Below are 18,612 nucleotides of genomic sequence, written 5' to 3' on the forward strand. Positions count from 1 at the left end.
TTATCGACTAAGCATGCTCAAACATCAGGAAAAGATAAACCACAAACAGAACCAAATGCGTTGCGCCATGTAATACATTGGTTCGGCCACTACTGAATGTTACCTTGCACACCATTAAGGTGGTGACAAGTAATACCAAATCAGCAGAGGATAGCCCAAGACGCACCTCTTGATCCATCATCGCGCCGATGAATAGAACGGCTGGCACAGTAAGCGCGATAGTCGCTAGCACAGAACCGAAATAGAGGTTCATTGCCCTTTGCAGTTGATTATTGAATGCTGCTTTAAGCGCACCAACGGCTTCAGGTGCCAGCACAATACACGCAACAATAAAACCACCTAACGCCGCAGGGGCTTCCATAACATGCACCCCATAGTTGATAGGGATTGCTAACGTTTTCGCCAGCATGATTACTACCAAAAGGTAGGCGAATAGCATGAATGTATGGTAGATATTGCTCTGGAGTGGGCCATGATGATCTTCATCATTTTCACGATCATTGCCAACGAAAAAATGGCTGTGACTACGGGTCTGAATTAATAGAAAGACGCCGTAGAGCAACACCGATATGATAATTAGCATCCAAGACATAGCGCTAGACAGGCTTCCCTCACTTCCACCCTCAGTAAAGTTTGGTAGAACGAGACACAGCAGCGCTAGTGGGATAATTGCGACCAAATAAGATTTAACGCCCTCTAAATTAAAGCTTTGGGTATGGTAACGCCACCCACCCAGTAGCAAAGTAAAGCCAACAAGGCCGTTGGTGACTAGCATTACGACGGCGAACATAGTATCGCGAGCCATCGTTGGGTTAGGTTCACCAGTGAGCATTACAGAAGAGATCATTACCACTTCAAGTGAGATCACCGAGAGGGTAAGAATCAAGGTACCAAAAGGTTCACCAAGTTTGGCTGCTAGAGCATCCGAATGGCGAACAACTGAGAATATTGCCCATGTCACAATAGCAAATAGCCCAGTAGAAACAAGAATATAGATCCAAAATGGGGTAGTATCTGATAGTAAATCAGCCCCTAATGTTTTAAAGAAAAACAGAGTCAATAGACCAAAAAGCAGGGCAATTTCCTGGTGGAAAAATATTTTCATAGGCAATCGTCTTTTCTAGAACGGTACAAACCATTCGACATGGATAAAAGGTTCACCCATAGAGGGTGAATAATAATCGAATTGTTATGATAGTGTGTTCGTCTTGGAAATACACATTTTCATTCATAACTCAATGACTTTATTTCATTTATTCACAATCCGCAGGTACAGTAAAGTAATGGGTTGTGGTAGTGATGACGTTCGGTATTTATTCGATTTAACTATCAATATCACTGCGCTGTTGACTTCGTACTTAGTAAAGGCGCTTTTCTTTTTAGTGAGCTTAGTTTTAATGAATCTAGCTTCAAAGGACGTAACTGCTTAATCTTGATTGCTTGTTTCTTCGCCCATTGAATATGACAAATCTCCATTGCCAAACCAAACGCCATCGCAAAATAGACGTAGCCTTTATTGATGTGCAGCTCAACACCTTCCGCGATTAACAAGCCGCCCAACATCATTAAAAACAGTAATGCCAGCGTTTTAAACCCCGGATAACGGGTGACTAAGGCGTTAATGCGCGCTGCGGTTAATACCATGATCACCGCAGACGCTAAAATGGCCGCGACCATGATAGGAATGTCATTAGTTAGACCCACCGCAGTGATTACCGAATCCATGGAAAATACCGCGTCAACCGCGACAATTTGCAGTAACACGACCGCAAGGCCAGCACTTACTGTCGTCGTATGTGAATGCTCATCAGGCATTAGCCAGTTCCACAACTCTTTTGCTGCTTTGAATAACAGAAAAGCACCGCCGAAGATGAGGATAAAATCTCGTCCAGATAATTCGTTGTTAAACCAAACGACTATCGGTGCAGTTAACGACATCAGCCAACTGATAGAAAAAACCAAACCAATCCGAGCGATAACCGCTAACAAAATGCCTAAGTTACGCGCAAGTGGCCGCTGCTGAACGGGGAGCCGTTCACATAAGACGGAAATGAACACTACATTATCAACGCCAAGAACCACTTCTAAAGCAAGCAGTGTGGCAAATATCGCCCAAGTTTCGGGTAGTAGGAAGAGTTCTAACATGTGGCCTCCTTAAGTAAGGGGGCACGGTGAAGGTGGGAATCAGTAAATATTGGTCGCCTGAAGGGGTCGTCCATTGTCAATAAAAGCCTCTGTTGCTAGGGAAGCGACAGTAAATCATTGACTGAACCACAAGACAAGAGGGCGATTTGTAACAAAATACATATTCATCTTATCGAACAACGCCCTGCGAGCTATTTGTTCGCTCGCAGGCTAATTGTATCTTCAAAATGATGAATCTTATTTAAATCTCGCTTTGCGATAGAATCTTAGTTTGTCGTGTTGATGAGGTGGCGCATAGTTGAACACTGCTCTCCGGGGTAACCAGGCAGAGCCTTAGCGGCTGAGCTACATGCCAGTTGTGCCGCTTGTTCGAGTCGTTCTGGGAGCGTACTCGCATTGACTGGCACCCAATTCATTTGCTCCCCAAGCCAGCTAGCCCAAGCAAACTCAACAAAATAAACCTGTTCATGCTTGCTGTAATAACCGGCATCTTGTAGTTCACCAGCCAAAGAGCGGTAGGGGTAGTCGGGTAGCTTACTTATGTGTGCAGGTAATTGATCGGGAGTTAGCGGGGCTCCTTTTTCATCGCGCAGCCATGTCCAGTGGTTGCCTTGCATGTCTTGCCAAAAGCTCTCCTTGTTGTCGAGGTGAGCAAGGATGTGGACGGTCACCTCGACAACACCTTGCTGCCAAAGCGCCTTAGTTAGATGATGTCGGTCAACCAACCAATACTGGCCATCAGCATCTACGATTACCGGAATCTTTTTCTTTTTCATATACTTTTTAAGTTGTGCTGGGCTTTTTGTCGCCAGTTTGGCTTGTGTTTTATCAACTTGTTGTTGACCAACCCCGGCCTGAGTGGGGTGTAGCTGATTAATATCCAGGCTGCACCAGTCCCCGATGCCACTGTCTGTCCCGCAAGGAGCGAGTGCCCATGCTCCCTGACTGATGATTGCGGCGGCAAGCAATATCCATCCTTTGCTCAACATACTATTCCTTTTGAATGATGACGGTACCAATGCAATCAAATGCATTGTTGAGTATTCAATATGTAAAAGTGAAAGTTTAGCCTTCACCGACCCTCTGCCTTGCATTGTAGGAGTTTGAAGCCTAACGGTACAGAAAACATCGATAAGGTGTTGGAGAATTTATCAGTCGGCATGTAGTTTGATAAAAATCACAGGGTTACAGTGAGGGTGTAAAGTTATAACTTTGAATGAATGCATTAACGTTTACCATTTGGAGTGTGTTTCAGAGTAGAGTGATTAGCGAGCCGTCAACACACTTTTGCCCCAAATCTTCTTAGAGCCATCGAGCTCAGTCGGTTAATCTTGCGATTTTTGACTAAATAAATCTAATCCAAATTTTGAGGTGGTTATTCGTCCCCCCTATAAAAAGAAACTCAACGCTGAGTTAAAGCTCTACGTTGAGTATTGACACTGTATTCTCCGAACTTCAGATCGTACTTAAAGCCCTGTTTGAGCCTTTACAGGACTTTATAGTCAACGGCCTATGAAAAATTTTGCAATGGTTGAATTGAAGCGTATCGGTCGCTTAATGCTGCCATAGATACTAAGTGAATGAGATTTTCATCGATTGGATTACCATTTTGATCAGGTAATGATCGTGTTGCACAGGCGTCTTCACAAACAATAACATCGTAACCTAACTCTACAGCTTTGATAGTTGTCGCAGTAACACACATATGGCTCATGAAGCCGAGGATAATGAGTTGCTTGCGTCCAGTTAACTGCAGCATCTCTTCTAGGTCGGTATTGAAAAATGAGTTAGGTAGTGTCTTATGAACTACTGTCTCGTTGTCATTAGGTTTTACAACATCTATAGCATCTGACAAAGGTGAATTGCAGTTAAATACCGGTGATGCTGAACTCGCTTTGTGAAGTATATGGAAAACTGGGGCATTCTTACTTCGAGCGGTCTCTAGTAGATTTTCTGCGTTCTCCAGTGCTGTTTTTCCTGCTTTGCCTAGTGACAAAACACCATCCACATATTCATTTTGGTAATCAACAAAAAGAACAGCTGCATTATTCCAATCAACCTTATGCTCTTGTAGACCAGCAATATTTCGAAGTGTATTTAATTGATTCATGTTTTTTCTCCTATGAAACTGAAGCAAATCATACCTACATATAAATTCTTAGTTAATTCCTATTTTTGCAAATGACATGTGCAAAAATTTAGTGGAGGCGATTTATAAGTAAAATAACACCAATATTAATTGCACATACTATATGCGAAAATTTTTATATAAATATTCAATGTGTTAATTTACTTTTACCATAAACGTCGGAGGGATTATGAACAACATATCATTACCAATATATAACTCTTTAAATAATGCTAATAAAAAGCTTAAAGGGAGTTTTCATGCGTTACCCATACAAAATCTTGGAAAAACAAAAGATGTCGTAGTGAGTGAGGATTTTAACGCTAGGTTATCTAAGGTAAAAGAACTAGAGCTATCACTTACCTCACCATTTTTCGATAGTTTAACTGATCCAAGTAAAGCTATAGATGAATCAGCGAATATATTGAAAGATATGTATGGTTCTGACTTGTCACTGTTCGTTACGTGCGGTAGCACAATATCAAACAAAATTATAATAGAAGCTATTTGTAAGTCATCTGATAAGGTCTTATGTCAAAGAGGTGTTCATCAATCTATATACTTTTCATTGAAGGCTCAAAATAGTGATGTGAACTATGTACAGGATCTGATTTGCAATGATGATGCTTATATCTACTCTGCTGATACCCAAGGCATAATTGATGCGTTAGTCAGAGCTGAAGAGACTGGAACATCCTATACAACCCTCATCATCAACAGTCAGACCTATGATGGCGTGTGTTTTGATTTACAAGAGTTTCTTCCTGTTGTCTGTGAAAGAGCTAAAGGCATAAAGAACATCGTGATAGATGAAGCATGGGGGGCTTGGTCTACTTTTGATCCTAAGATGAAAGAGAAAAGTGCAATACAAAACGCCTCAACTCTCTCAAAGAAATATGATGTTAATTTTATAGTGACGCATTCTGTTCACAAGTCCTTATTTGCATTGCGACAAGCAAGCATAATCAATGTTTTTGGTTCGGAGGATTGTCAAACTAAGGTTGTTGGTAGTCACTTTCGAAATCATTCCACCTCTCCTAGTTATCCTATTCTGGCAAGTACGGAACTCGCTTTGAGTCATGCTAACCAATACGCAGTACAGTACTCGAATAGAATAAGTGAACAGTGTGAATACCTTAAATCCTTCATTAACGATTTGAGCCTGTTTAGATATCTTAGTTTGACTCTTGAAGAAGAATATCTAATTCAAGACCCGACAAAGCTATGGATAACATGCACCACTAAACTATTAAGCGGCGCTAAAATTCGAGAAATCCTATTTAATAAATATGGGATATATGTTAGCAGATATTCACATAATTCAATTCTTCTAAATCTTCATCATGGGATTTCAAATGAATTAATTGGCTTACTGGCTAATGCTCTATGTGAAATAGACAAGAAGTATAAAACCAAAAACAACCTACTAAATATCAATGTCGGTGATATAGCGAATTCATTCTATATTTTATATCCACCTGGGATTCCGATTTTGACACCAGGACAAACCATTTGTAACAACGTAATAACTAAAATTAACCAATCAATTTTTGACGATACATCTCTATTAATTGTTGAAGGGAATTAAATAATGCTTCCAATAGATAAACTAAAGGAAATATCCTCTGCTCGAGGAAATAAAAACGCCGTCATTTTCGGTGACAAAAAAGTCACATGGTCTGAGTTTTATAGAGAGGCATACAAAATCACGGTAAACCTGTCTTCGAAGATAGACAACAATCGTGCCGACCTATGTATGTGTTACATCTCACCGAATTGCCTAAAACTGGTTTACCTAATGTCAGCGGCATCTTCATTAAAGATACCATGCACTGGTATAGACTATACGCAGAATACTGAGAAAATCGAGTCGATGTTGACTTCAACCAATTGCAATATTTTGGTTGTATCATCGTCATACTGTATTGAAAATAATATCAATTTACAGGAACTTGCTAAGCGTGTGACTATCGTTGATTTAGATAGTCAGTTGAAGAATAGCATCAACTTCTGTGAACTGTTAGAAGATACAGAGGATCTGTCGGGAGCAATCAAAGTACAGCATCGTCCTTTCAGAAGTATATCATTCACTTCAGGTACCTCTGGTGTACCAAAAACAGTCGTGCGTAGTAAGTCTTTTGATGCTCGAAGATTTTCATTCTTCACTGCGCGTTACGGCTTCTCTTCCGAAGATGTTCATTTGCTTGCAATGCCTTTGTATCATGCTGCCGGTAGTGGTTGGTCACGATTATTCATGCAGTTAGGCGCTACTATCGTTATCGCTAAACCACATGACACGCTTAATATGGCCAACCTAATTAAAAGTGAATGGATTACTACAAGTGCCATGACTCCCCCACTTTTGAATGATGTGGTCACTCATTATTCTCTAGGTGGTTATGCATCTAATGATAACAATTTAAAATTCATCATTGTTGGTGGTAAACATTTTCACCCACAAGCGAAACTTCAAGCTATCAACGCTCTTGGCCCCGTAATCCATGAGTACTATGGGACAACTGAAACTGGTGTTAATGCACTAGCTGAACCATGTGATTTGATCACTAACCCTACAAGTGTTGGTCGAGCTTATGATGGCAACAAAATCAAAGTGGTCGATCAGAACGGTAACCTGCTTCCAAATCATCAAGTTGGACGCATTGCTATTTCGAGTTACATGAACATGGATGGTTATGGAAACCAAGATTCTGAATATGTCGTGATCGATGATGATAAATACCTTATCACCGCAGAGACAGGCGAAATGGATGCTGATGGAAATATTTATCTGAGAAACCGCGCACAAGGTGAAAGCGCACTAAATGTCTATGAACTTGAAAACGATGTAAGACACCTCCCGGGAATCAAAGATGTAGCGATGATACCGGTCTCAAAGAACTCCATACTTTGTGGGTATGCGATTAACGAGGAGTTTATTGTTGATGACGCCGAATTGGTCAGAAACATTAAGTACATCTGCAAAAAGCTCAAGGTGAAACTTGAAGGTGTTTGCCAAGTCGATTCAATTCCATATTCACCATCAGGCAAAGTTCGTAATGATGAGCTCAAGCAGATGATATTGAATAAAGCGACTGTTCAGCCATCAAAGAACTCGGAATCAAAACCAACCAAAGCGTCGAGCATTTCATTCACACAATTTGTAATAGCAATCTTATGCTTGTTAGGTACTGCTATCTCTTGGGGGGCGATGTTCCCAATAGCGAAGAACGCTTTAACGACAATGGATGCAGTACATATCAGTTTAATTCGATATGGAACCGCGTCTCTCATATTTGTAGCGATATTAGCAGCTAAAGAGGGACTATCATCTTTATTGCCAGGCAGAGACTTCTTCAAACTATGGTTGTTTGGCTCATTTGGATTCGCAGGTTTCAGTATCTTAGCTTTTGCTGGTCTGGCTTACACTAAACCACAACATGGCGCGATAATTATGGCGCTGATGCCTTTAATCTCAGCTGTTATGATGTGGACACTGAAAAAAATAAGACCTTCAAATTTCACTATTGTATCGATCGTTTTTGCTTTGCTTGGTGTTCTACTAGTGATTACCAAAGGTGATCTTTCAGCTCTATCAGGTGGCAGCTTATTACCAAGCTTAGTTATTCTTGCGGGTGCGTTTTGTTGGGTAACGTATACATTAGGCGCGAGCTACGTAAGTGGATATTCAGTACTACGCTATACCGCGCTGTCCTGTTTCTTTGGTGCATTTACCATCGTATTAGTTGCGTGTTTTACCAACTTCGCTGGAATCACTCAGGCGCCGTCGCTTAACCAAGTTCTAGCAGTTAAATGGGAGTTAATCTACTTGATCACATTTGCTGGTGTGATTGCTGTTTTCTCTTGGAACCACGGAATAAGCACTTTAGGCCCAATCAACGGCGTGTTGTTTATTAACATGGTACCAATTACTGCTTTCACTATTGGCATGTTCAGAGGTGAAACGATCACGAATACTGAGGTTTACGGCGCTGGTATTACAATCCTCGTTCTAGTGCTAAACAACATTTACAGTCGCTTAGCATCAAAGCCTAAAACTGTAAGTACAAATCGCTTCCAGGTACAAACAGCTCAAAGCTAAAAGAACCTCTCCTTTAAAGAAATGGCAGGATGCCCTGCCATTTTTATTAGTTTTTCAGCTCATTCTTAAACATTTTCACCAACTCTTCCATGACAAGCTTCTTTGGTGTGGACATTGAAGTCTTCTTCGAAGTGAGCATCCATATCTCGCGAGTAATAGGATTTTCTGGTTCAATCGAACTCAATGAGCTTAAACCTAGTGTTAGTCGTGGTAGAAGTGCAATGCCGTAGCCATGCTCGGCCGCTTTCTTCTGAGCGGATATTGTGTCTGTTTGGAGTTTTATAGCCTTAGTCCCGAACTTTTCAATCAGGAATTTACACTCTGTCAGATGACTGAATTCTGCCGTGTAAGTGATGACATCGACTGGTTCATCGTTTACCAATCGTTCTATCCAGTAATCTGTACCGCACAATACAAACTCTACTTCACCTAGTTTCTTACAAATTGATTCACCCTTTTCAGGAAGATCCAAACGTAATGCGATGTCAGCTTCTTGTTTAGCTATATTCACGTTTCGATTTGATGTATCAATTTCAAATCTCAGTTCGGGAAATCGTGAGTGCAACTTCTTCAGGTTTTCGATGACGAAGTGTTCTGCCAAAAACGGAACCATAGAAATTTTGGCATTCTGATTAAACTTCGATTCAGGCGAAAGAGACTCGGATAGACTGTTGATTTTATCTCTTAGGTCAACCGAACGTTCGTATAAAAGCTTACCTTCAATCGTTGAATTAAATCCATCGCCTGTACGGTTAAATAATTTAAGTTTTAAAGAATCTTCCAATCGATCTATGCGCCTCGAAACTGTCGCGTAATTTACATTCAATCTATTAGCTGCTGTACTTACCTTGCCCGACTCATAAAGCACTAAGAAAAACTTCAAATCATCCCAGTTACTATTGTTCACTTATTGTCCCTTTGCTTAATTTTTATCGAATCCGTTTTTAGAGTATACAATCCATCAATAGGTTGCAAAATAGTCAGTAATAGAGGTGAAGCAATAAAAATGTCCTTCAGGACACAATAAGAGAAGCGAGGATTTTTAAAGTATGCTCGCAGGAAGTTTATAGAGTTAATCCACTCTACAAATAGGTGACTGATGTGAGTTTTTCGGTATTCCTTCTCTATTCACACAACATCCTGCATACGGGACCGCACAGGGCGTTTCAATTAGACTATTAGTACAGCCACTGACTGAAATTTGCCCCAAAGTGCGTTAGCACTAACAGTTCAGGCTATTTCGCATGCTGATAACTGGCTTAAAAACTCTACGTGGTTGGGTTGCCAATTTTTTGTAACTTGTGACCATTTGAGCCACAAAAATTGCTTGTATCGGGTAAGTGACTGTGCTCATATCATCCTACCGTATTTTGCGATAAAGTGTTGAAATTTAGTGAGACTTGCGCAGCGAAAGACTCATGAATTTCATTGTGCGCTTTATGGAGATGATAAATGAGTAATGATGTCAAACAACAGAGCAATCCATTTTCTACTGGAGGTGGTGGTGTTAACTTTGAAACTAGAGTTCAAGCTGCTTTTGCATTGTCATTACTAACAAAGTCTTGTGTTCCCTGCTTATCACAGGATATGAGGGCAAAAGAGTTAAAGTTTCAGAATAAATATGATGGCGTAAATACGGATGACTTTGTTTTAGTAGCGACTGATAAAGCAAGTAACCAAAGCCAGCTTTTTGCTCAGATTAAGCATGAAATCACTATAAGCGGGGCTGTTGATTCAATGTTTGCTGAAGTTATTCATAGTGCGTGGAATGATTTTCAAAGTACTGACTTTAATGTTGAAAATGATTCAATTGCATTAATAACAGGCCCGTTACCCAAACTTGAAGTCAATAATACTCTACCAATATTGGAATGGGCTAAGTATTCGTCAAACTCAGCAGAATTTATTAAAAAATCTAAAACGAAAGGCTTCACTAGTGAAGCAAAAGTTAACAAGCTTAATATATTCAGGTCACAATTAACCGCTGCCAATGGTGGGAATGCTGTTACTGATGATGAATTATGGCTTTTCTTAAAAGCTTTTCAATTAGTTTCATTCGACTTAGATGCAAAATACTCAGTAGTTGCAAATCTTTTGTGCTCTTTGATTGAATGTTACTCGGATGAGTCACCACCTCTTGTTTTGTCTAAATTAGTAACTTGTGCTCAAGAATTTAACCAGAATGCAGGAACTCTAACTCAAGATAATGCACCTGAAGAAGTTAAGTTGCTATTTAATCTGAGAAGTAAAGTAAATTTTGAAAATGATTTCTTAAAGCTTAAAGAGCGTGGTGAACATATATTTAATGGAATATCGAACACTATTAATGGTTTTCATATAGATAGGGCTGATCAGATAGCAGAAATATCTGAACTGTACGAGGTAAATGACTTTCTTTTTGTTACTGGAGCTAGAGGTGTTGGAAAGTCTGGAGTTGTTAAAGACTTTATCTCAACGAAAGGTAAAGACGTTCCTGTTTTCTATTTAAGAGCTGAAGACTTAGATAAAAACCACCTTAACGATGTATTTACATCTATCGGAATGAATTCTACGTTAGGTCAGATTGAAGGGTACTTCTCGTTACTTAAAGAAAAAATACTTGTTATTGAGTCTCTAGAAAAAGTTTTAGAGCTAAATTATCAAGATGCATTTATTGATTTACTTCAATACATAAAAAAACAAGCGGGTTGGACCATTATTGCAACGGGCCGTGATTATGCATATCAACAACTTACTTTTAATTATCTTCAACCTAGTGCTATCCAGTTTGACAGTGTGAATGTGGAAGGGCTTACTACGGATCAAGTTGCCCAAGTCAGTGAGCATATTCCTGAGTTAACAGGGTTAATATCTAATGACTCGTTAACTGAATTGCTTAAAGTACCATTCTTTATCGAGATAGCAGTAAGAGCTATTGGTAATGGTGCACAATTTAAATCTGGTGATACCGAAGTCGATTTTAGAAATACTGTCTGGGCAACAGTGATTTCAAAAGAGGCAGATAGAAAATCAGGAATGCCAGATAAGCGAAGAACAACTTTTATTAATATTGCAAAACAACGAGCGAAAAAAATGTTGTTTGGTATTAGAGCTAGTGAGTTTGACCCTGAAGTCATTGCTAAATTGGAAGAGGATCATTTAATCCACCGTGACCAGAAGTCTGCCACTATAAGTCCAATGCACGATGTATTAGAGGACTGGGCATTGGAAGAATACATTGAGAGCGAGTACGTTGAAAATTCGCATGACTTAATTCAATTTTTATTAACTATTGGTAATGAACCTGCAATTAGTAGAGCCTTCCGGTTATGGCTATACAGAAAATTGAAATTTGATGATGCAACCAATGAATTTGTTGAAGAAGTCTTGACTACTGATGGTATAGAAAGTTACTGGAAGGATGAAGCTATTGCAGCGATTATGCAACATGGCTCGCCAGAAGATTTTCTATATTCTCTTAAGTCTCAGCTGCTAAAGGATGATTGTGCACTTTTGGTCCGCTTTTGCTTTATTCTCAGAATAGCCTGTCAAAGACCAAGCTCACTATATAATAATTTATTGGTTAAAGATGAAAAATCAGGGATTTTGAAATCTTTGTTTTTACAGCCTTATGGTAACGGTTGGGAGGCATTGTTTAATTTTATCTATGAGGTTAAGCATGACTTGAGTAACACTATGCTTACTCAAGTTGTTGAGGTGATAAATGAATGGTGTGGACTCATTAATATATATGAGGAACTACCAAATGCATCACAAAAGGTTGGCTTGTTATGTTTATGGCTGCTTGAACCAGTTAAAGATTCTTATCGTGATGAGGGGCGAAGAAAGAAAATACTTAATGCCTTATTAAAGGTTTCGACAGCAATCAAAGAAAAATTTGATGAATTAATGGCTCAGGATGTTTTCATCTCCAAGGTAAAGCCTAGAAGGTTAAGCTATGTTGATGAGCTGACTAGTTTAGCCCTTGTAGGCACTAATGTGCCTATGTTGTGCAAGCGTGATCCTGACTTTATAGTTAAGCTTTCTTTGCATGAGTGGTTACTGCAAAAAACAGAAGAAGATGAGTTTGGCTATAGTTCTTATGGCCGAATTGATGTTGAAGAATCCTATGGTTTAGATCGAGAGCGTGATTTTTTCCCCGCAAGTGGTTCTAAAGGACCTTTTAAGTACCTCCTGGAATCAAAACCTAGATTAGCGTTAGATTTTATTATTAAATTATGCAATTTAACTGCACAGAAGTATGCTGAATCTGAGTTTGGCGCTCCTTCTGCGGATGAACAAGAAAAGTACTTCTCTGATGAAACAGCTGCAAAGCAAGTGGGTGTAATTCTCAATGATGGAACATTAATAAAGCAGTATGCCTCACCTCACCTTTGGAAAGGTTACCGAGGTCAGTCAACATTACCATATCTTCTTCAGTGTGCGCTTATGGCGTTAGAAAATTGGTTGGTTGAATATGTAGATACGTGTAGTGAAGACAATGAAATAGAATGGATATACGATTACTTGCTGAGAAAAAGTAACTCTGTAATGCCTACTTCTGTTTTATCTTCTGTGGCGACAGGTTTCCCTAATAAAGTAGGAAAAGCAGCATTTCCTTTACTGAAAACTCCTGATTTATACCATTTAGATTTAATTCGAATGACGCAAGAAATGGGGGGGAATGAATTACACTTTTTTAGTCATCAAAGAGATGTAATGACAAAAATTTACATCGAGGAAAGAAGAAAAGCCGCACTTAGACCTTGGAGAAAAGAGTCTTTAGAAACCTTATTAACAAGGCTTCAATTCGTCAGTGAGTTAAGAGATGATGCTTTAAAAATTGTTGATGAATTGACAGGTGAAGCGATTGCTCGTAATGAAAAAAAACTTCGGTATATGGTACACCGAGTTGATACAAGGACTTGGGAAGCTGTTGAAGATAAAGATAATGATCGAATATTGCTTCAAAGCTCGTCTGAGCTTCCTGCAGATTTAAAGCAAGATCAACAAGAGTTTAACGAACAGTATGCAATTGATAACACTGTAACTAGTTTGAAATTATGGGGCCGAAAATTATTCGAAGAGAAGTTGCTCGAAGAAAAATATTTCTCTTCATATCAAGATGCATTAATAGCCGCAAAAGAATCACTCAATTCCCTCCAAAAAGGTGAAATTCACAACTTTGCCGATATGGCGGTTGGTGCAATCACAACTGTTGCTGCTGTTTGTGTTAGAGATGATCTTTTGAACTTAAGTGATGGAGATAAAGAGTGGTGCCTAGGAGTTATCCTAGAGTCCATATTTATGCACGCAGATAATATGAATGGAACAACCGCCCATGATAAGACTGATTATTATGGCTCTGGAGCGTGTGCATTTGTTTTGCCTAAATTATTTGAATTAGAGCTAGATTCAGAACAAGAAGAGCATTTGAAGTTTGCTTTGGCAACAGCGTTAACCCATGAGAACCTTAATGTTAGTGCTTATGCTGCTAAGGGGGTAAGGGAATTTCTTTGGTCAAGAGACGCTGAATTAGCATCCAGTTGTATAGCTGGAATAGTTGAGTATTCCAGATTACGAAGAGAAGATAGTGTGGTACGTAGGTTTTATCATCTACAAGGTGATGAGTTGCAAGCAGCTATGGAAAAATGGAATGCCCTTATAACAACATTTCGCAATGAATTAGTTGATGGAAAATTTAAGCTTTCGGTTAACGACATTTCTTTGGAAAGTCATTGTTCATGGTTTCTTCATTTACCAATGTTAATGGTTCCATATTGTACTACGGATGATGTTCAGATTCAGTTGGTTAACAGGTTAGTGAATTTTGTATTTGATACTGAATATCAAAATCATCGTTCAAGTGGTGATGAAAAAATAAATCATGACATTAAAAAACAGATACAAGATTGCCTTTCTGAGCATGTTATTTACTCAAGAAATAATAATTTTATGCCCTTTAAAGAGTTATTGGTCTTAGGGTGTTCAAAAGCCCCCAGCTTTATTTACTCTATAACACTCTCATATAATGTAGTAGTGGAAAAAGAAGATGATTACTACGCAGTCTGGGCACTTTGGAGTTTGTTAGCGCCAGAGGCACATAAGATAGCCATGAATGATGTCAATGACCGCTATGTAGGGTTACAGAATGATTTAAATCAGCTATTACGTGGACTAATGTATGCGGATAGTCCTTGGCAAGGTCATCCTAATGAAGAGCGTGACATGAAGGCTGGGGCACACTATTTATTGGAATTTGCCAATCAATCTGCTGGCAATAGCCACGTTTTTGAAGCTTTAGCGTCTTTAATATATCACTTTCATAGTGTGTTCTTTGATAAAGGTATTCATCTTCTAGCTTCAAAGTTCACTGTGAACTCAGAACTTATAGGTAAGCAAATTAATACGGCTTATTACTTAGAAATGTCGATAGGACGATATCTTCAAATAGAAAATAGAGGTGTATTAAATAGGAAAATGTATAACTCATGCCTTGAGCTACTTAATGGAATTGTAGAAACTGGTTCTGCAAGGGCTTATTATCTACGAGAGCACATGATTAGATCGAGAAAAATACGTGTTTAGTTATACTAAATTTTACTTGCTCAGACTTTATCTTACAGTCATCAAGTGCGTCTTGGTGGCTGTACTTGAGCCCGAATATTTAAAATGTAGGTCTTCGATATTTTTCTCATCTAACTTAGCAGTTATAGGACAAAAGTCCTAACTCATTTTTGTCCAAAAATCGTTTTACAGCCTAACAAAAAGGCGAACTTCTCAGTTCGCCTTTATTATTGAATATTGATAACAAAGTCAGTCACAACCTAAAAGATGATCATAAACTGTGACGACGCGCCATCAACATCAGCACCTACTCTTGGTAGTTATCGATACTTGGGCATGAGCAGACAAGGTTACGGTCACCGTAAACGTTATCGACGCGGCTCACGGTTGGCCAGTATTTTGATGCCTTAGTATGAGCGGATGGGAAGCAAGCCGTTTCACGAGAATATGGGTGAGGCCATGCTTCACTTGCGAGATCCGATTGTGTATGCGGCGCATTCACTAACGGGTTATCGGCTAATGGCCATTCGCCTGATTGAACTTTCTCCATTTCGGCGCGAATCGCAATCATCGCCTCGCAGAAGCGATCCAATTCGGCTAAATCTTCCGATTCGGTTGGTTCAATCATCAAGGTGCCAGCAACAGGGAATGACATCGTCGGTGCGTGGAAGCCATAATCCATCAAACGTTTAGCAATGTCTTCTTCGCTGATACCTGTCGCTTCTTTAAGCGGACGAATGTCAATAATGCATTCGTGCGCTACGCGGCCGTTACTACCACGGTAAAGAATAGGGTAGTGTGGGCGCAGTCTTTCCATCACATAGTTAGCATTTAAAATAGCGACTTGAGTCGCCGTGGTTAAGCCTTCTGCACCCATCATGGCAATATAAGCCCATGAGATAGGTAAAATAGAAGCGCTGCCTAAATCGGCCGCAGATACGGCGTGATCGCTGCCTTCAACTCCCCCTTCAATATGTCCCGGTAGGAAAGGCGCTAGGTGAGATTTTACACCAATCGGCCCCATACCTGGGCCGCCGCCGCCATGTGGAATACAGAATGTTTTGTGCAGGTTGAGGTGAGAAACATCAGAGCCAATAAAGCCCGGATTGGTTAAACCAACTTGCGCGTTCATGTTGGCACCATCAAGGTAAACTTGGCCGCCCGCGGCGTGAACCATGTTACAGACTTCTTTAACTTGTTCTTCGTAAACGCCGTGCGTTGAAGGATAAGTGATCATGATGCTAGAGAGGTTCTCTTTATGCTTCTCAATTTTGTCTGCGAGGTCTGCGATATCAACGTTGCCGTTATTATCACATTTCACGACCACCACCTTCATCGAAACCATTGAAGCGGTTGCAGGGTTAGTGCCGTGTGCTGAGCTCGGAATTAAGCAGACGTTACGGTGCCCTTCACCACGGCTTTTGTGGTAGCGCTGAATCGCCACAAGCCCTGCATATTCGCCAGAAGCACCGGAATTTGGTTGTAGCGAGAAAGCATCATAGCCTGTGATTTCACAGAGCTTTTCTTTTAAATCCTTAGCGAGAGCGGCGTAACCTGCGGCTTGCTCTTTCGGTGCAAATGGGTGGATTGAACCAAATTCTGGCCAAGTGACAGGGATCATCTCGGCTGCGGCGTTCAGTTTCATGGTGCAACTGCCAAGCGGGATCATGCCGTGAGTTAATGAAAAATCTTTATTCTCAAGTTTTTTCAAATAACGCATCATTTGCGTTTCACTGTGATAGGTGTTGAACACAGGATGCGTTAGGAAGCGAGATTGACGACGGCAGTGTTCTGGAATCGCTGCAAATTCGTTGGCGGCAATTTCTGCCGACAGCGCGCTTACCGATTGCTTAATATCGAAAACCGCAAACAGGGTTTCAAGATCAGCGGTGGTGGTGGTTTCATCCAAACTGATGCCTAATTGGTCATCAAATCGGCGTAAGTTGATGTCGGCTTGCTGCGCTTTTGCGTACAGAGCTTGAGTTTGAGTGGCGCTCTTTAAGGTAATCGTGTCAAAGAAGCTGTTGTGTACCAATTCGTAGCCCGCTTGAGTTAAGCCTGCCGCTAGAATTGCTGTCATATGATGAGTACGGCGCGCAATGGTGCGCAACCCTTCTGCGCCATGATAGACCGCATAAAACGAGGCCATATTAGCCAGCAGGGCTTGCGCGGTACAGATGTTCGAGGTCGCTTTTTCGCGGCGAATGTGCTGCTCGCGAGTTTGCATTGCCATGCGCAGTGCTGGGTTACCTTTAGCGTCAATCGACACTCCGATCACGCGGCCGGGCATAGTGCGTTTGTGCGCTTCACGCGTGGCCATAAAGGCGGCGTGTGGGCCGCCGTAACCCATAGGGACACCGAAACGTTGAGCTGAGCCAATCACGACATCCGCGCCCATTTCACCTGCTGGTTTCAGCAAGGTGCTGGCCAGTAAATCCGTGGCAACAGTAACCAAGATTTTATTGGCTTGCGCTTTAGCAATTATATCGCTTAAATCACGCACTTCACCTGTGGTGCTTGGGTATTGCAGCAGCGCGCCAAACACATCTTGTTCAGGCAATGAGTCGAGTGCGCCGATTTGTACCTCAAAACCGATAAATTCAGCGCGAGTTTTTACCACTTCAATGGTTTGTGGATGAACATCGTCCGCCACAAAAAAGACGTTACTTTTGCTTTTCCCTGCGCGTTTACACAGTGTCATTGCTTCGCCAGCGGCGGTTGCTTCATCGAGCAGCGACGCGTTGGCAATATCCATCGCTGTTAAATCCATCACCATTTGTTGGTAGTTAAGCAGCGACTCCAAACGACCTTGAGAGATTTCTGGCTGGTAGGGCGTGTAAGCCGTATACCAACCGGGATTTTCCAGTACGTTACGCAAAATGACGTTCGGCGTGAAGGTATTGTAGTAACCTTGACCAATGAACGTGCGTTTAATCTGGTTTTGATTGGCAAATACTTTCATCGCGCTGAGCATATCGGCTTCGCTTTTAGGCGCAGCAAGGGACATTGGGCTTTCTAAGCGAATTTGCGCAGGAACGGTTTGTTCGATTAACGCGGCTAAGCTTTCGGCGTTGATCGCGTTGAGCATTTTTTGTTGATCGGCTGAGTTGGGTCCGTTGTGGCGTGCAACAAACTCATTTTCGGTACTTAACTGGCTAAGCAGTGGGCTGTGAAGTAATTCAGTCATTTCCTTTACCTTTTCAAAGATCGTGTGCGACCTTAAAAAAAAGCCGCCCATGCTGGGCAGCTTTGATCCGTGATGGGCTAATTAATCTTCTTCGATAGAGTTTTGGTACTCTTCTGCATTTTTTAGATTGTCGAGTTCAGAAGCATCAGACATCTTCACTTTCACAATCCAGCCACCTTCATACGGTTCTTCGTTGATGAGTTCTGGGCTATCTTCTAGCTCTTCGTTGATTTCAACGATGACACCTGTAATCGGTGCGTAAATATCTGAAGCGGCTTTGACAGATTCAACCAGAGAAAAACTGTCTCCAGCATCAATTTCCGTATCCACTTCAGGTAGGTCAACAAACACGACGTCACCAAGCATCTCTTGCGCATGCTGAGAAATACCGATGGTCACTGTGCCGTCACCGTTGTCGCGCACCCACTCGTGGCTATCTGCAAACTTCAGTGTATTGTCCATTGCTTTATCTCCAAAAAAGTATCGTATTGATTTGAACTTGTGTTT

General features: G+C 40.9%; 10 protein-coding genes. 3 read left to right on the forward strand and 7 right to left on the reverse strand.

What is annotated here, in order from left to right:
* Positions 1 to 7: 7 nt before the first annotated feature.
* The 4 genes from EXZ60_RS01490 to EXZ60_RS01505 form a co-directional block, all read right to left on the reverse strand.
* A complete protein-coding gene (locus tag EXZ60_RS01490; protein WP_194568236.1) occupies positions 8 to 1,105 on the reverse strand; it encodes a calcium:proton antiporter in 1,098 nt (365 codons plus the stop codon).
* Between the two features lie 230 nt (positions 1,106 to 1,335).
* Positions 1,336 to 2,145, reverse strand: a complete 810-nt coding sequence (locus EXZ60_RS01495) for a TerC family protein (RefSeq protein ID WP_194568234.1) — start codon at positions 2,143 to 2,145, stop codon at positions 1,336 to 1,338.
* A 266-nt stretch (positions 2,146 to 2,411) separates the two neighbouring features.
* Complete coding sequence (locus EXZ60_RS01500) at positions 2,412 to 3,134, reverse strand: ParB-like protein (protein ID WP_277435162.1); 723 nt, start codon at positions 3,132 to 3,134, stop codon at positions 2,412 to 2,414.
* A 521-nt stretch (positions 3,135 to 3,655) separates the two neighbouring features.
* Entirely contained in the window at positions 3,656 to 4,255 is a 600-nt protein-coding gene (locus EXZ60_RS01505; RefSeq protein ID WP_064626255.1) for a cysteine hydrolase family protein, read from the reverse strand.
* A gap of 208 nt (positions 4,256 to 4,463) precedes the next feature.
* Here EXZ60_RS01505 and EXZ60_RS01510 point away from each other — a divergent pair, with 208 nt between their 5' ends.
* A complete protein-coding gene (locus tag EXZ60_RS01510; RefSeq protein ID WP_064626256.1) occupies positions 4,464 to 5,861 on the forward strand; it encodes a lysine decarboxylase in 1,398 nt (465 codons plus the stop codon).
* A gap of 3 nt (positions 5,862 to 5,864) precedes the next feature.
* A complete protein-coding gene (locus EXZ60_RS01515) occupies positions 5,865 to 8,372 on the forward strand; it encodes an AMP-binding protein (protein WP_277435163.1) in 2,508 nt (835 codons plus the stop codon).
* 46 nt (positions 8,373 to 8,418) lie between these two features.
* Here the strand turns inward: EXZ60_RS01515 and EXZ60_RS01520 are convergent, their stop codons facing one another.
* Positions 8,419 to 9,279, reverse strand: coding sequence for a LysR family transcriptional regulator (locus EXZ60_RS01520; protein ID WP_064626258.1), 861 nt, complete (start codon positions 9,277 to 9,279; stop codon positions 8,419 to 8,421).
* A 545-nt stretch (positions 9,280 to 9,824) separates the two neighbouring features.
* Here EXZ60_RS01520 and EXZ60_RS01525 point away from each other — a divergent pair.
* Complete coding sequence (locus tag EXZ60_RS01525; protein WP_277435164.1) at positions 9,825 to 14,939, forward strand: hypothetical protein; 5,115 nt, start codon at positions 9,825 to 9,827, stop codon at positions 14,937 to 14,939.
* A gap of 286 nt (positions 14,940 to 15,225) precedes the next feature.
* On the opposite strand, the gene gcvP is transcribed toward EXZ60_RS01525, so the two are convergent.
* A complete protein-coding gene (gcvP, locus tag EXZ60_RS01530) occupies positions 15,226 to 18,105 on the reverse strand; it encodes an aminomethyl-transferring glycine dehydrogenase (protein ID WP_277435165.1) in 2,880 nt (959 codons plus the stop codon).
* 81 nt (positions 18,106 to 18,186) lie between these two features.
* A complete protein-coding gene (gene gcvH / locus EXZ60_RS01535) occupies positions 18,187 to 18,567 on the reverse strand; it encodes a glycine cleavage system protein GcvH (RefSeq protein ID WP_277435166.1) in 381 nt (126 codons plus the stop codon).
* Between the last annotated feature and the right edge of the window lie 45 nt (positions 18,568 to 18,612).

Source organism: Vibrio sp. 1151_11, from assembly GCF_029478525.1.
Classification (GTDB): Bacteria; Pseudomonadota; Gammaproteobacteria; order Enterobacterales; family Vibrionaceae; genus Vibrio; species Vibrio anguillarum.

Excerpts from the sequence above, each read along its gene's own strand:
- EXZ60_RS01490 (WP_194568236.1), bottom strand. The coding sequence starts at position 1,105 with ATGAAAATATTTTTCCACCAGGAAATTGCCCTGCTTTTTGGTCTATTG.
- EXZ60_RS01495 (WP_194568234.1), bottom strand. The coding sequence starts at position 2,145 with ATGTTAGAACTCTTCCTACTACCCGAAACTTGGGCGATATTTGCCACA.
- EXZ60_RS01500 (WP_277435162.1), bottom strand. The coding sequence starts at position 3,134 with ATGTTGAGCAAAGGATGGATATTGCTTGCCGCCGCAATCATCAGTCAG.
- EXZ60_RS01505 (WP_064626255.1), bottom strand. The coding sequence starts at position 4,255 with ATGAATCAATTAAATACACTTCGAAATATTGCTGGTCTACAAGAGCAT.
- EXZ60_RS01510 (WP_064626256.1), top strand. The coding sequence starts at position 4,464 with ATGAACAACATATCATTACCAATATATAACTCTTTAAATAATGCTAAT.
- EXZ60_RS01515 (WP_277435163.1), top strand. The coding sequence starts at position 5,865 with ATGCTTCCAATAGATAAACTAAAGGAAATATCCTCTGCTCGAGGAAAT.
- EXZ60_RS01525 (WP_277435164.1), top strand. The coding sequence starts at position 9,825 with ATGAGTAATGATGTCAAACAACAGAGCAATCCATTTTCTACTGGAGGT.
- gcvP (WP_277435165.1), bottom strand. The coding sequence starts at position 18,105 with ATGACTGAATTACTTCACAGCCCACTGCTTAGCCAGTTAAGTACCGAA.
- gcvH (WP_277435166.1), bottom strand. The coding sequence starts at position 18,567 with ATGGACAATACACTGAAGTTTGCAGATAGCCACGAGTGGGTGCGCGAC.